11 protein-coding genes are annotated in these 14,091 nt (G+C 49.5%); 9 read left to right on the top strand and 2 right to left on the bottom strand.

Annotation, left to right across the window (positions count from 1 at the left end; genetic code table 11):
- Positions 1-199 precede the first annotated feature (199 nt).
- The 4 genes from OCU14_RS07410 to OCU14_RS07395 all read left to right on the top strand — a co-directional run bounded on the left by OCU14_RS07410 (position 200) and on the right by OCU14_RS07395 (position 4,640).
- Entirely contained in the window at positions 200-694 is a 495-nt protein-coding gene (locus OCU14_RS07410; RefSeq protein ID WP_261810463.1) for a methylated-DNA--[protein]-cysteine S-methyltransferase, read from the top strand.
- 328 nt (positions 695-1,022) lie between these two features.
- A complete protein-coding gene (locus OCU14_RS07405) occupies positions 1,023-1,589 on the top strand; it encodes a TetR/AcrR family transcriptional regulator (RefSeq protein ID WP_125573540.1) in 567 nt (188 codons plus the stop codon).
- Positions 1,590-2,145: 556 nt separating this feature from the next.
- A complete protein-coding gene (locus OCU14_RS07400; RefSeq protein ID WP_261810462.1) occupies positions 2,146-3,561 on the top strand; it encodes an NAD-dependent succinate-semialdehyde dehydrogenase in 1,416 nt (471 codons plus the stop codon).
- A gap of 329 nt (positions 3,562-3,890) precedes the next feature.
- A complete protein-coding gene (locus tag OCU14_RS07395; RefSeq protein WP_261810461.1) occupies positions 3,891-4,640 on the top strand; it encodes a glucose 1-dehydrogenase in 750 nt (249 codons plus the stop codon).
- Between the two features lie 213 nt (positions 4,641-4,853).
- Here OCU14_RS07395 and OCU14_RS07390 read toward each other — a convergent pair whose 3' ends face one another.
- Together OCU14_RS07390 and OCU14_RS07385 are read right to left on the bottom strand one after the other, a co-directional pair.
- The gene (locus OCU14_RS07390) at positions 4,854-5,384 is read right to left on the bottom strand and encodes a GNAT family N-acetyltransferase (RefSeq protein WP_261810460.1); all 531 of its coding nucleotides are present in this window, start codon (positions 5,382-5,384) and stop codon (positions 4,854-4,856) included.
- Between the two features lie 126 nt (positions 5,385-5,510).
- The gene (locus tag OCU14_RS07385; RefSeq protein WP_261810459.1) at positions 5,511-6,887 is read right to left on the bottom strand and encodes an Nramp family divalent metal transporter; all 1,377 of its coding nucleotides are present in this window, start codon (positions 6,885-6,887) and stop codon (positions 5,511-5,513) included.
- 605 nt (positions 6,888-7,492) lie between these two features.
- Between OCU14_RS07385 and OCU14_RS07380 the strand changes: the two genes are divergently transcribed.
- The 5 genes from OCU14_RS07380 to OCU14_RS07360 all read left to right on the top strand — a co-directional run bounded on the left by OCU14_RS07380 (position 7,493) and on the right by OCU14_RS07360 (position 13,615).
- Positions 7,493-8,347, top strand: a complete 855-nt coding sequence (locus OCU14_RS07380; protein WP_261810458.1) for a DegV family protein — start codon at positions 7,493-7,495, stop codon at positions 8,345-8,347.
- Positions 8,348-9,521: 1,174 nt separating this feature from the next.
- Positions 9,522-10,157, top strand: coding sequence for a VTT domain-containing protein (locus OCU14_RS07375; protein ID WP_261810457.1), 636 nt, complete (start codon positions 9,522-9,524; stop codon positions 10,155-10,157).
- A 709-nt stretch (positions 10,158-10,866) separates the two neighbouring features.
- The gene (locus tag OCU14_RS07370) at positions 10,867-12,267 is read left to right on the top strand and encodes an FAD-dependent oxidoreductase (RefSeq protein ID WP_261810456.1); all 1,401 of its coding nucleotides are present in this window, start codon (positions 10,867-10,869) and stop codon (positions 12,265-12,267) included.
- 758 nt (positions 12,268-13,025) lie between these two features.
- Positions 13,026-13,352, top strand: a complete 327-nt coding sequence (gene trxA / locus OCU14_RS07365; RefSeq protein ID WP_261810455.1) for a thioredoxin — start codon at positions 13,026-13,028, stop codon at positions 13,350-13,352.
- Positions 13,352-13,615, top strand: coding sequence for a metal-sensitive transcriptional regulator (locus tag OCU14_RS07360; RefSeq protein WP_261810454.1), 264 nt, complete (start codon positions 13,352-13,354; stop codon positions 13,613-13,615). Before trxA ends, OCU14_RS07360 begins: the two co-directional genes overlap by 1 nt.
- The last annotated feature ends 476 nt before the right edge of the window (positions 13,616-14,091 follow it).

The following is a 14,091-nucleotide window of genomic DNA, read 5'->3' as shown; positions in this document are numbered from 1 at the left end:
CTTATTTTTTCAACCAAGTTAAGGAACAATTAACAGCATTAGTTTGCGGATAGGGTGCGTGGTTGGCGGGATTGCAAGCCAATAGGGACCCGAAGACCGGTGGATTAACCACAACGCCGATTGCTTTCGCTAAAAATTTAATTGACTAATGTTAGCCTATCGTCTTTTTTAATGATAAAATAAGTAAAAAAGGGTGATCATGATGTGGCAAAAGCAATTTGACACGCCACTGGGATCAATGACCGCGGCCAGCGATGGATCGGCCATTACCGGTTTGTGGTTCAATGATCAGGAACACTTTGGGAGCACGTTGCCTGACGCGACGCCAACTGGCGATTATCCGGTATTTGACCAGTTAGCGGCATGGCTGACGGCTTACTTCGATGGGGCACAACCATCCGTTACTTTCCCGGTTCGGCCTGATGGAACGCCCCTGCGGCGTCAAGTTTGGCAAGTGTTACGAACAATCCCATATGGTGAAGTTTGGACTTATGGCAAGATAGCGGACAAGGTCGCGATGCAGATTGGCCACAATCCCGGAGCGCGTGCTGTCGGGGGTGCGGTTGGTCACAACCCGATTAGTCTGGTCATTCCTTGTCACCGCGTAGTTGGTAAAAATGGGGATTTAACTGGTTATGCGGGGGGCCTAAAGCGGAAACAATGGCTATTAGAGCTGGAGGGACCGTTACAATGACCCATTGAATAGGTAATTGACGAAAAAGATTTCGGAATTTTCAGAAAATTTACGGATAAATTACCTATTGTGCACAAAAGTATCGTACAATATATCAGTGGTTATGCTATAATCAAGGCTGTTTAAAGGATAATCGAGGTTATAGTTGATAGATATAACTAATGAGCAACTAACTGACATTTTTCTCTGAAAAGGGTTTTATCTGGCGTGAAGACGCGTATAATTTTAGTCAGCTTAGGATGTTAGTTAAGGTTACTAGCTTCCGGGGGGGATGCTAGTAACGTGCAAAATAAAAATCTAAATGGTGTGTATGATTGGAGGTATCACGATGGCTGCATCGGAAACTAAGGAGCGTATTGCGGAGGCCTTGGCTTCGCTGTTAAACCACAATACGTTTGACAAGGTCACGGTCCGTGAGATCGCTGACGAAGCGGAAGTTCATCGGAAAACGTTCTACTACTACTTTGCCGACAAATATGAATTGTTGGGCTTTGTTTACGAACATTTTATCGTGGACGCCCCACGGCACGAACAACCCACGGCATTGACGCTGGAAAACTGGCGGCCGGCAACGATCCAATTATTGGAACGGATCGCTGACCATTCGAAAATTTTCCTGAACGCTTACCCCTACGATGGGGGCGTCTGGCGTCAGTCTGCGAATGAGTTTGTGGCGTCGAGGTTGTCAATTCTACTCCACGCAATGCCTGAGTACCGTTACTTAAAGGAAGACGTGATCGACACGTCCGCGGAATTCATTGCCGCTGGCGCGTTGGGAATAATTAATAAGTGGGCAAACGATAATTTTACCGCTAGCCCCCGGACGGTATTGGACCAGATTACGACGGCCAACCGCCTGTTCAACGGGATTTTGGACCGTTGGAAGTTAAGCTAAATACTTACGGAGCGACTCTCTTCATGAGGGCCGCTTTTTTGATCCACCTACCCGTGCCTCCGGACAGTTCCAGACGGGCTGGAACGTTGTGGACGCGACTTGAAGCCTTTCTGAGAGGCGAAAGTCTACAAGCTCGGTCTTTGCCTAACCGGAGAAAATCACGCCGCTAAGGCAAACAACACGACTGAGCTCGTCTGGAACTGTCCTCCGGCGGATACGAGTTGGCCCAATTACTTATTCCTTTTTCGGTCGGCTAGTTCGGATAACTGGTGAACATTCTAACCCTTGTGATGTTTGAACATATTCGCCGGTTTAGCCGTCATTTTTGAGGGAAATCAAGCAGTCATGGTTGCGGAATATTACCCAGGATTCGGTCATAGACCAATTTTGTTAGAAAATTATGATAGCGCTTTAAATCCGTTCGCAATTTCACAAGGAATCTTGAACAGAAACTCACAAACGAAATACTAGCGTTCCACAATCTATGAGGGTATAGTGGCAAATGTAAGGGGTTACTTTGTGAACGTGAATGACCCCAATAAGGAGGAAAAGTAGAATGGCTTATCAAACAACCAATCCCTATACCAATGAAGTTGTGAAGACTTATGAGGACGCAACTCCTGAGTATGTCGAAGAAAGTTTAGCAAAGGCACAAAAACTCTATTTGAAATGGCGGAATGATCCGGTGTCCAGCCGTATTCCCGTACTCCACAAGTTGGCACAAATCTTTAGAGATGAGACCGATAGTCTCGCTAAAGTGTTAACGGTGGACATGGGTAAGTTGATCGGTGAAGCTAAGGGTGAAGTGATTCTGTGTGCGATGATTGCCGACTACTATGCCGACCACGCCGAGGAACTCCTGAAGCCTCGGACCATCGAATCCATCGCTGGTGAAGCCCAATTGGAGAACCATCCACTGGGTGTCATGATGGCGGTGGAACCTTGGAACTTCCCTTACTACCAAATGATGCGGATCTTTGCCCCGAACTTTGCCGTGGGTGACCCGATCGTTTACAAGCATGCCGCTATTACCCCAGCCTCAGCGTTGGCTTTTGAAGACGCCGTTCGCCGGGCCGGTGCGCCTGAAGGGGCCTTAACCAACTTATTCTTATCCTACGACCAAGTATCCGATGTCGTCGCTGACAAACGGGTTCAAGGGGTTGCCTTGACCGGTTCCGAACGTGGTGGAGTTGCCGTTGCCAAAGTCGCCGGTGAACATCTCAAGAAGACCACGATGGAACTCGGTGGGGTCGATGCCTTTATCGTTGCGCACGATGCCAACATGACCGATGTGAAGAACATCGCACCACGGGCTCGTTTATACAACGCGGGTCAGGTCTGCACGTCTTCCAAGCGGTTCATCGTGACTGAAAACAACTACGATGAATTCCTAGCTTCTTTGAAGGATGCCTTCTCATCCGTTAAGATGGGCGATCCAATGGATCCAAGTACGACGTTAGCGCCAATGAACTCCAAGCGGGCTAAGGAAAAGTTACAGGCTCAAGTCGATGAAGCCATTGCTGGTGGCGCGACAGCCTACTACGTTCACGAACCAATCGACGACGATGGCCAGTTCTTCATGCCAACCATCTTAACCAACATCACCAAGGACAACCCAGCCTACGGGAAGGAAATGTTCGGTCCCGTTGCGCAGGTTTACAAGGTTAAGGATGATGACGCAGCCATCGCCTTGGCTAACGACGCCGACTATGGTTTAGGTGGAATCGTCTTTGCCGGCACTGCCGAATATGGTGCCGAGTTGGCTTCCCGGATCGAAACAGGAATGGTCTTCGTCAACACCTTCTTCAGTTCTTTACCAGAACTCGAATTCGGTGGGGTCAAGAAGTCTGGCTTCGGCCGTGAACTTGGCCACAGCGGGATCTTCAGCTTTGTCAACCAGGAACTCGTGGTTAAACGCGACCATCCAAATGAGGACGAAACTGGTGGCTTAGTCTTAGCCCACAAGTTTTAATCGAAACGACTAAAAACTGAAATCCGGGGCGCGCAGGTCCCGGATTTTTTTGTGGATCGGGTGTTGTTAGTCGTTGCTCGACTACTTAAGAGTGAAACAGAACGTGGCCTGTTGAGGAAAAAGGTCTGGCGGGTGGTGTCTGAGCGGACTCAGCCATGTCGTTCCAGCCCTCTCAGGCACCACCCGGAAGGCCCACTGCGCAAATCCTAAATAGGGCATTGTTCGTAAGACCAGTTTTGCCGATCAACGACTAAGAGGAGTAATTATTTTCCCCCGTCAGCCGAGTGTGATATTCTGAACAATAGAAAAGATTGAAAGGATGATTTGATATGACTGATCGTTTAAAGGGTAAAGTTGCCATTATTACCGGTGGGGTTGCCGGAATCGGCCTCGGTATCGCCGAATGTTACGTTCGCGAGGGTGCCAAGGTGGTTATCACTGCCAACCACAACGTCGATGGAGGCCATGCCGCCGTTGAAAAGTTTGGGGACGACGTCAGTCTCTTCGTGCAACAAGATGTTGCCAAGGAAGCCGACTGGCAGAAGGTTATCGATGCGACTGTTGAAAAATTTGGTAAGCTGGATATCCTGGTTAACAACGCCGGTATCGGTGGCCCGAACACGGCCATTGAAGACCTGTCATTAGAAGACTGGCAAAAGGTGATCGACATCAACCTGACCGCTAACTTCTTAGGTGAAAAGGCCGCTATCAAGACGATGCAAAAGACCAACGACGCCAAGGGTTCCATCATCAACGTGTCCTCAGTTGCCGGTTTGATTGGGTTACCAATGGCCCCAGCTTACTCCGCAAGTAAGGGTGGGAGCCGGATGTTGAGCCACGCTACGGCCTTGAACTTAGCCCAACGCGGGATTGATATCCGCGTTAACTCCGTTCACCCAGGCTGGATCGACACGGCCATCATCCCCGCAGCTGCCAAGGAACAAATCACCAAGACGGTACCAGTGGGCCACTTAGGCAAGCCACAAGATATCGGTGAAGTTTGTGTCTACTTAGGTAGCGACGAATCTTCATTCGCTAACGGTGCTGAGTTTACTGTGGACGGCGGGCAAAGAGCGTAAAGAGAAGAGTGTCAGCCAGGACGCCTAGCCGGTGAGCATTAACGTCGTAAAGGGAAGCATCCTGAACCTGGATGATTTTCTTTACGGGGTTAAGCGGAACCGGCTGCCCTGACTGGCACGTTTCGGCCATGTAAATTCAAAGAGACCAAAACAGGCGGTGTGCTCCCAACAAAATCGGGAACACACCGCCTTTAATTTACAAAAAAATTCAGTCTAATCCGAAGCCAACTTCGCAAACAACACCGCGTCCCGGTAACTCCCATGGCCATTCGGAATCTGTTGCCGCAACCGACCCTCCACCTGAAAGCGGCGGCGTTTTGCCACGCCTTGACTGGCGTAGTTGGCACTAGCCGCTAGTAAGAAGAGCTTCCGCAGGCGGAGTGTCCCAAAGCCAATCTGCTCAACGGTTTCAAGGCACTGCGTCATGACACCGCGGCCTTGAAAGACGCGTCCCAGCCAGTAGCCAACCTCGGCCTGGCCATCGTGGATGTTGTGCAGGTCAATCATGCCAGCCGGCCGATTGTCGACCCAAATCACGGCCAGCCAGAGTTCACCATGCGCCATGTGCCGCTGGCAAACGCGGAGAAAGGCGGCTTCGTCCGCTACCGTTTCGGTATCATCCGTCCAGGGTAACCAGCGGCGTAACGTTTGGCGGTCGGTATCGACGAGTTCAAACAATGCCGGGGCGTCGTCAGGTGTGGGGGACTTGAGGACAATCGTTTCAGAAACCTGATATGCTGTCATGGGACTCACCTCACTTTTTTACTAGTTATAGCCCGCTAACGGGGATAAGTCAATGCCCAATGGGGTGCCGGGCCAGCTGCGAGCAAAAGAAAAGCCCGACCAAGCCGGCCGGGCTACTCGTCATAGTTAGGCGAGATGTAACGTATTTAAGATCAGGTAGATGTTTAAGATAATCAGAATCACCGCGATGATCCAGCCGAGAATTCGGGACCAGGTCTTGTTCACGAACTCACCCATGAGGTCCTTACTACTGGTGAACATCACCAGCGGAATCATGGCGAACGGTAACGCGATACTCAGGAACACTTGCGAGAGCGTCAGGAGGTTTTCAATCTTCGCTTCATTACCGTGATAGTAAATGGCGAAGATAATCACTGGCGTCACGGAGAGCAGACGGGTGATAACCCGTTGGGCCCAGAGTGGCATCTTCAGGTTGATGAATCCTTCCATGATGATTTGACCAGCCAGGGTCCCGGTAATCGTGGAACTTTGACCGGAAGCCAGTAAGGCTAAGGCAAACAACATACTCAGGATTGGACTGGCAATCGCCCCGACAATCTTGCTGTCGCTTAAGGCGTTGAACAGGTCGACGAATCGGCCCAGGTCACTGTTGGTCCCGAAGAAGAGGGCCGCCCCTAAGATTAAGAGCAAACTGTTCACGACGAAGGCTAACGTCAATTGAATGTTGGAATCGATCGTGGTGAAGCGAATAGCCTTAGCCACACTCTTGCGATCCTTGCGATCGAAGTTCCGTGTTTGTGAGATGGATGACCCGAGGTACAAGTCATGCGGCATCACAGTCGCCCCGACAATCCCTAAGGATAGGTAGAGCATGCCTTGATTGGTAACCACCTTGCTGGAAGGCAGGTAACCTTTCAACATTTGACCAACGTTTGGTTGGGCCAAGATCACTTCGTATAAGAAGACGAAGAGGATCACGGCAACCAGTGTGGCGACGATGGCTTCAATCTTTCTGAATCCTAACTTCATCAGGATTAAGAGGATTAAAACGTCGGCGGTGGTAATCAGAATCCCAACAATCAGTGGGAATCCGAATAACAGCTTCAAGGCGATGGCCGACCCGATGATTTCAGCAATATCGGTAGCCATGATGGCCAGTTCGGTCACGACCCAGAGGAAGAAACCAGTCTTCTTACCGGTTCGTTCTCGCGTGAGTTGCGCTAAATCTTTCCCGGTCACAATCCCGAGTCTAGCTGACATGGCTTGTAAGAGCATGGCGACCAGACTGGAGAGCAAGACCACAGTCAGTAACGCGTACTTGTAGTTGGCACCACCGGCGATGGAGGTAATCCAGTTACCGGGGTCCATATACCCCACGGCAATCAGGGCCCCCGGCCCGGTATAGGCCATCAGGGTTCGCCAGAAGCCGGCGTTTTGCGGCACTTCGACAGTGCCGTTAACTTCGTCGAGACTCTTCTGGTCGCCGCCAGTGGATTGGATCATATGGTGCTTGGACTTTGGATCGGATTCGTGATTCTTCATAAAAAAATCCCTCTTTTCTATTGGCTTAGAAATTCAGGCAGTCGAGTGACTTCTGTCTTTCCTATAAAGTCCGGAGAAGTCCCAGTCGAAACGGTGCAAATAAGTGCAATTACGTGAGACTGGGTCGTACGACAGACTTTGATTCCATTCGTAAGTATAGGCTATTGAGCCGCAATGTCAACCTTGAGGGGCGTTAATTTTGGGTACCCAAACATTTATGTTTATAAAATGTTGTCTTTTAAGTCACCCATGATTTACGGTTGTTGTGACAACCAAAATATTTCTGATTCCGGTTTCATGGTTGCCAGACGTGGTCGTTGCGTTTGTCGGTGAGGGGAGTCCCGACAGTCAAATCACCTTAAACGAATAGAAAGAACGAATACCTGAATTGGCGAAAATTGATAGATGCTGGCCAAAATATTTTTTGATTGCACTTAGTATAGGGGGAAACTATCGAATTAGCCGGTTTGGCGAAGGCAAATTTACTGCTTGGTAAAGGGACTTCCAGAACAAACAACAGATGATCTAGTTTCAATAACTAGGTAATTGCGTTATAATTACGATTATTATCCAAGAACGATACTAGGAGAAACGAGGTAACAGTCATGTCACAAGAAAAGATTGCCATTTTGGTAGACTCATGTTCTGATGTTCCGGCCGCCGTCCTTGAAGCCGCGGACATGGCGTTAATGCCCATGAACGTGATTTTCCGCGACCGGGCTTATGAGGATCGCGTCACCATCACCCCAACCGAATTCTATCGGCGTCAAGCCAATGAGAAGGCCACCACGGCGAGTCCCACCGGCAAGCACATTATGGATGCTCTGGAGCGGATTCAGGAGTCCGGCTACACCCACGTGATTGCGGTCTGTATCTCGGCGGCACTGTCCGGGACCTACCAGGAGACGCAACTGTTGGCGGCGGATACCGATCTGACGGTGCATGTCATCAATACCCGTAGCGTCGGAATCGGCAGTGGGTTTGCGGCCATTTATGCGGCGCAACTCCGTGACGCCGGCAAGTCTTTCGATGAGATTGTGGCGGAGGTGGAGCGGGTGACCGCTCAGACCAAGGTCTTCTTCTACGTGCCATCCCTGAAGTACCTGCAGGCGGGTGGCCGAATCGGTAAGGTGGCCGGCATGGCCGGAACCCTATTAAATGTGAAACCAATTATTTCGTGTGATGAAGAGGGGATTTACTATCCTATCGCCAAGGTTCGCGGGACCAAGCGGACGCTAGGCAAGCTGTTAGACCTAGTTAATGACGCCATTGGTACCGCTAAACGGGTTAACGTGGCCGTCTGTGACGGAGCCGACCCGGACCTGCGAGAACGCGTTTTAACGGCCTTAAAAGCCGCCCATCCGAACGTGGTGGACTGGTATGCCGGGGATGTGTCACCCGCACTTGGGGTGCACACTGGGCCGGGGCTGATTGGCGTTGGCGTTCAGGTGTTGGACTAAAATTGTCGTTTAGAGGCGGTGAAGGCCGCCTCCCGGCGCCCAGCTAGGGGGCTGGAACGCGGTGGGCACGTTGGGGAGCCGAAGAGCGGTCTCCCCAAGCGGCCTGATTGTAAGGCGGCAAAGAACGCCACCTTACAATCACGACACGGCTGAGCCCCCTAGCTGGGCACCTCCGGCTACACTTGTGGAGAAATCAACACCGGTTTCTCCACACCCTGGTTGAGGAGGATAGTTTCCTAACTGGACTGATGAAACTGAAACGGGCAAGCTAATCGACGACATTTTCGAGTCGCAATAGATGCTGTGTTTGTGCTCCATCAGTTAGGCTAAATCTGGCGGTTAGGGGTCTGGGCAGCTGACAGGCCCTGTTAAGCGGTTCTACTAGCTAATCCATGATTTCTGCGACCCCTCTCCGATGACACAAAAAAAGCCACGATATCGAGCTATCGCGGCTTGAGGGGGGATACGAGCAGGTTTCTTAGAAACTTTGGGGGAGTGCTAATTGCTGCTCGTAAAAAAGAGTAATAAGAATTGATGCAACTCAGCTAGTAGCGTCGTTGCTACTAACTTGCTTGTAGTGTAACCCCTGGCAAGATTAGGCGCAATTGATTGGTTTCATAAATTTACTAATAACTGGGAAGGGGCGTAATTAAGCCACTTCGCGGGCCTAAATTAGCGAGTTGCTAAAAAATGTTGGGGCACAAATATTAGCGTAATTTGCGTAGGGTATAACTGAATTTAACGCCCATTTGATAAGGGTTGACGGCCGCTGGAAAATAATCGGCGGTCGTTTTATCTGGAAAAATAGTCACCGACTTTGTTGAAAATAACCGTATAATAGACCTACGGGATAGAAAGGACGGGACTTAGCGACACTTTCGACGCTGTGAGGCATGACCTGCCGCTGGATTTTACCAGTAGGGGTTGACCGTTGTTCGGAAATAGGTTTCGTTAAAGTCTGGTCGCAGTTGGCAGCCTGACAAGACCGTGTCACCTGACTTGATGAACCATGTAATTGTTTGGCGGCTTGACTATTATTGGTGATTTTGTCCCTGGAAAAGACTGAAATTTGGCTATTTGTCGCGATTAAAGTTACAATAATCACCTGTTAATTGTTTATAGATGTTCGGCTAATTTGAGGGATTTTACCCCAATTAGCGATGGAGGTTGTGGCATGACGTTACTCGCTGAGATTTGGGCGATCATTTGGCATCCACTGAGTGTGCTGGTGCCCCTAACCAATCAGTTAGGGACCGGCATCTACCCGGTGCTGTTCTTCTTAATATTTTTAGAGTCGGGGATGCTGATCTTTTCCTTTATCCCCGGCCAATCACTCCTGTTTATGGCGGGATCGATTGCGGCCGCGCCAGAGTCGCGGTTGAATATCTGGTGGCTGATCGTGATGTTTACGATGGCCGCCACCCTGGGCTCGGTCATTAAGTACCTGAGTACCATTCGCTGGCATGACCGGCAAGCCAAGCTCATTGCCCGGCTGCCCGATCAGAAGGTGGCGGAGGCCACGACGGCCTTTACCAACAACGAAGGCGAAACCTTGTTAATTGGGCGTTTCATCCCCTTCGTGGGCCTCTTCGTTCCCATCATGGCGGGGACGGCAGACATGGCCTGGCGGCAATTTCGGATCTACAACCTCATCGGCAGTTTCTTATGGGTCTTTAGTTGTTGTGCGGTCGGGTACTTCTTCGGCAATACCCCGTTTATTCGTCAGAACTTCACCTGGTTATTCTTGGTGCTGATGGCGGTTCCCGTCGTGGTCAGACGCGGCGTGACGTCTTGGCGTCAACGGGCTTAGGCATCCTTCAGGGGTGTCTTTTTTTTGAAAAAAGGCAAAAGAAAAGCCCCAAGCAACATGCGGATTGCTTAGGGCCATATTTAGGAATCTGTTAATAAATCACTTGTTTTGGGGGGAGTGCATCTATAGACAGTGATTCCTAACTTCTATCACAGTGCTTAAGGTCAGAACGTATCGCGAACTAACTAGTGTTAATCATAATCACCGGCCAGTTTGTTAGCAAGCAAAATGTAACTCTTTTGAAAAAGTGGCTAGATAATTAACTTTGCCGGAAATTTAGGGGAGAACCTATCACAGTTTAGGTGAGGTTGATTAACGGCGACAAACAGTTACTAATTGCCATTATCACGCGATAAATGGCAAGAACAAATTGCGATGAAAACGCTTGAAAAATCTCCATTTTGGCAAGGGGGTAGATCGGTCATGGTATCGACGGCCGGTGTGTGGGCCGATCATGAAGCTTGCAATACAAATATTCATGTAATAACGCTGAAACCGTGTCATACCGGGATTTGTAGCTAAAACGGTTCAGACCAATTCTCAGATTCTAAGCTAAAATTTATGTGTAAGTTGCACATGATGCCGTCATTTTCAAGGAAGTGTGAGGAAATAACGGCTATTTTAATGTTTTTCAAGACGAAGTCATTTATCTTTCGCTAACTTTCAAGTAGACTAGCGGTAGAATCGTTTTTCGTGTAGGAGGGTAAACATGAAAGTCATCATTGTTGGTAGTACACACGCTGGTACTAATGCAGCGTTACAAATTTTACAAGATCATCCAGAAACGGAAGTTACCATTTATGAACGGCATACGAATGTTTCTTTTCTGTCTTGTGGGATTTCTCTGTTCCTAGACGGACAAGTCAAACATCTAGAAGACATGTTTTATTCTTCCCCGGAGCAATTAACCGAAGCTGGGGCAAAGGTGTTGACGCGTCACAACGTCATCAAGATTGATTCCGAGAACAAGACCGTTCAAGTGGTCGATATGGACTCTGGGGACATGAAGACGGATACCTATGACAAATTAATTATGGCCACTGGGTCAACGGTGACGGTCCCACCAATCTTTGGGATCGACGAAGACAAGGTCATGTTATGTAAGAATTACGAACAAGCCATTGCCATCGACAAGGCCGCTAAGAACAACAAGCGGATTGCCATCATCGGGGCCGGCTATATCGGAACCGAATTGGCTGAAAGCTATGCACGGACGGGTCACGACGTTCAGTTGATTCAATCCCGTGATATCATCTTGAACCACTACGTCGACAAGGGGCTCTCAGATCACATCGTCAGCATCCTTACCGATGAGGGGGTCAAAGTGCTCTTAGATCGGCGGGTCACTTCCTTTACTGGGAATGACGATGGCGAACTGGTTATCGAAACCACGAACGGCGACTTCACGGCCGACTTAGCCGTGGTCTGTACCGGGTTCGTGCCAAACACCGAACTCTTACGGGGTCAGGTTGAAATGAACAAGCAAGGCGCGATCATCATTAATGATTACGTGCAAACGTCAAACCCAGACATCTTTGCCTGTGGGGACGCCAGTGTCGTTAACTTCAACCCAACGGGTAAGCCAGCTTACACGCCACTTGCCACCAACGCCGTTCGTCAAGGGATGTTGGCCGGGATCAACGTGTTTGGGAATATCCAAAAGTACATGGGGACACAAGCCACATCAGCTATGGTCATCTTCGGTCGGACGTTAGCTTCAACCGGATTGACCATCGACCATGCCTTGAACGCCGGCTTTGATGCCGACCAAGTCACCTTTAATGGTACTTGGCGGCCAAGCTATATGCCAACGACTGACGACCTGACGATTAACCTGGTCTACAACCGGAAGAATCGGCGGATCTTAGGGGCCCAATTCTTCAGTAAGCATGAAGTTGCCCAGTCCGCTAACGCCATCTCGATTGCGATTCAAAACCGCAACACGATTGATGACTTGGCCTTCGTTGATATGCTGTTCAATCCCAACTTCGACGACCCATTCAACTACCTGAACTTGGTAGCCCAACAGGCCGTGGAAAAGGAAACGAAACGTGGAAACAACCATCCACGCCTGACCGCTGGTGTCGACAAGGACCCAGAGGAAGCTTAATTTGATTTGAATCTTTGAGCCGGGACCTAGTGTCTCGGTTTTTTTGATCTTGTGAGTATTGGGCCGCCTGCGGTGGCCAGGGTCTACGTCCTGTGGGGCACGCCCGAAGCCAAAGGGCGGTCTTCGGACTCGCGCTAAGCCCCACCAAAAGCGTGGGTCTTAGCGACGTCCCGGGCTGTAAGGCCGGCAGGATCGCCGACCAAACAGCCCCGACACAGGGCTCCGACCCTGGCCCCTCCGGCTGGGAATAGTCGTTGCCAAATATCGAGTCGTGCACGGTTCTTCAGAATGGATGATGTGTGACCTCTGTGTTTTTGTCGGTTGTGTGCCGACGTTCAATGAGCTGTGAAAATCGTGGTTTCGGTGTTACTCTTCCAAGTCTTGAGTTGGCTAGTCAAGTACAATGTCGGGGAAATCAAGCGACCACGGAGATATGTTTATGGTTGGAACCAGCAAGTTTTCGAAGTGACTCTAGTGTCAGCCTGGAGGGTGGTGGCTGGGAGGCTCAGCCGTGTCGTGATTGTTAGGTGGCGTTTTTGGCCGCCTTACAATCAGGCCGCTTGGGAAGACCGCTCTTTGGCTTCCCAACGTGCCCACGGCGTTCCAGCCTCCTAGACACCGCCCGGAAGGCGCGGCAGAGCACTTCGCAGCCATTATTTAACATGAAAGTAAATCAATAAAAATGCAAAACCCTAGCCAAAACATACCTACGGGGGTATACTGATTTCACGATCAAATTTGAAAAGGGGTACGCAGACATGCAAGCAATTACCGGTAAGGATTTCGAACACGTGGGGGACGACACTGCCGTCACTGTTGTCGACTTTTGGGCCACTTGGTGTGGGCCTTGTAAGATGCAAACGCCAGTCTTAGAGGCGTTGGATAAGGAATACGGCGACCAGGTGAAATTTGCCTCCCTCGACGTGGACCAGAACCAAGACCTCGCGCAGTCCCTGGGAATCATGAGTATTCCTTCCCTAGTGGTTTTCAAGAACGGTATGCCAACGGAAAAGGTCGTGGGTTTCCATCCTAAGGCTGCATTGAAGAAGTATATCGATGAAAAATTAACTGAGGTGAGTGCTTAATGGTTCAAACGACTTCTAGTCAATTGAAGAATCGCCTGCACCGGGCCGATGGCCAGCTGCAGGGAATTGTAAAAATGGTCGATGAAGGTCGTCCCTGTCAGGACATTCTGACCCAACTCGCCGCCGTTCGTTCCGGTGTGGAACGGATGATGGGCGTCGTGGTGGCCGAAAACGTCAAGCAGTGTGTCAGTCAGGACCAACTCACTGATGACCAACAGACGGAGTTGCAAGCCGCTTTGGATTTGGTGGTTAAGACACACTAACTCGGATTATTCAGCAATAAGTTTTTCCATACAAATAGGCCAGTTCGAATCGTGTTTTCTCGATTCGGACTGGTCTATTTGACTGACAATGTGGAAATTCAAGAAATCGTCTCAAAGTAGCCTGATGTAGGGATTACTCTGATTCAAAAGAAGAACTATGATTCATTTTCTCAATTCTTTTCATGATCGTTGTTTCCCTCTTTGAATAATGCGAAAGAGCTTAAGATTAAAAGTAAGACAGAACCGTAGATAGAGAAACTAGCCTTCTTTTCGGAAGTTTGTGGTAGCGTCTGGGAACTTTGATATTTATCCTCAGAATGTATTTTTTCTGAACGTAACAGTTTGTCTTTTGTGCTTTTTTGTTGAACGGCAAACTTGTTTTGATAACTTTTAATAAACGGGAGATTGCAAGAATTATCCGAACACTTATTAGAACCTCATCTGTTCCCAGAAGACCTCTAATGGTGTACGCCAAT

Origin of the sequence: Levilactobacillus humaensis (genome assembly GCF_024345185.1) — a bacterium.
Classification (GTDB): domain Bacteria; phylum Bacillota; class Bacilli; order Lactobacillales; family Lactobacillaceae; genus Levilactobacillus; species Levilactobacillus humaensis.
The sequence above is the reverse complement of the archived record's forward strand: the minus strand, read 5'-3'. Positions and strand labels throughout refer to the sequence as shown.

Coding starts and splice junctions, on each gene's coding strand:
- OCU14_RS07410 (WP_261810463.1), top strand. CDS start 200: ATGATGTGGCAAAAGCAATTTGACACGCCACTGGGATCAATGACCGCG.
- OCU14_RS07400 (WP_261810462.1), top strand. CDS start 2,146: ATGGCTTATCAAACAACCAATCCCTATACCAATGAAGTTGTGAAGACT.
- OCU14_RS07395 (WP_261810461.1), top strand. CDS start 3,891: ATGACTGATCGTTTAAAGGGTAAAGTTGCCATTATTACCGGTGGGGTT.
- OCU14_RS07380 (WP_261810458.1), top strand. CDS start 7,493: ATGTCACAAGAAAAGATTGCCATTTTGGTAGACTCATGTTCTGATGTT.
- OCU14_RS07405 (WP_125573540.1), top strand. CDS start 1,023: ATGGCTGCATCGGAAACTAAGGAGCGTATTGCGGAGGCCTTGGCTTCG.
- OCU14_RS07385 (WP_261810459.1), bottom strand. CDS start 6,887: ATGAAGAATCACGAATCCGATCCAAAGTCCAAGCACCATATGATCCAA.
- OCU14_RS07360 (WP_261810454.1), top strand. CDS start 13,352: ATGGTTCAAACGACTTCTAGTCAATTGAAGAATCGCCTGCACCGGGCC.
- OCU14_RS07370 (WP_261810456.1), top strand. CDS start 10,867: ATGAAAGTCATCATTGTTGGTAGTACACACGCTGGTACTAATGCAGCG.
- OCU14_RS07375 (WP_261810457.1), top strand. CDS start 9,522: ATGACGTTACTCGCTGAGATTTGGGCGATCATTTGGCATCCACTGAGT.
- OCU14_RS07390 (WP_261810460.1), bottom strand. CDS start 5,384: ATGACAGCATATCAGGTTTCTGAAACGATTGTCCTCAAGTCCCCCACA.
- trxA (WP_261810455.1), top strand. CDS start 13,026: ATGCAAGCAATTACCGGTAAGGATTTCGAACACGTGGGGGACGACACT.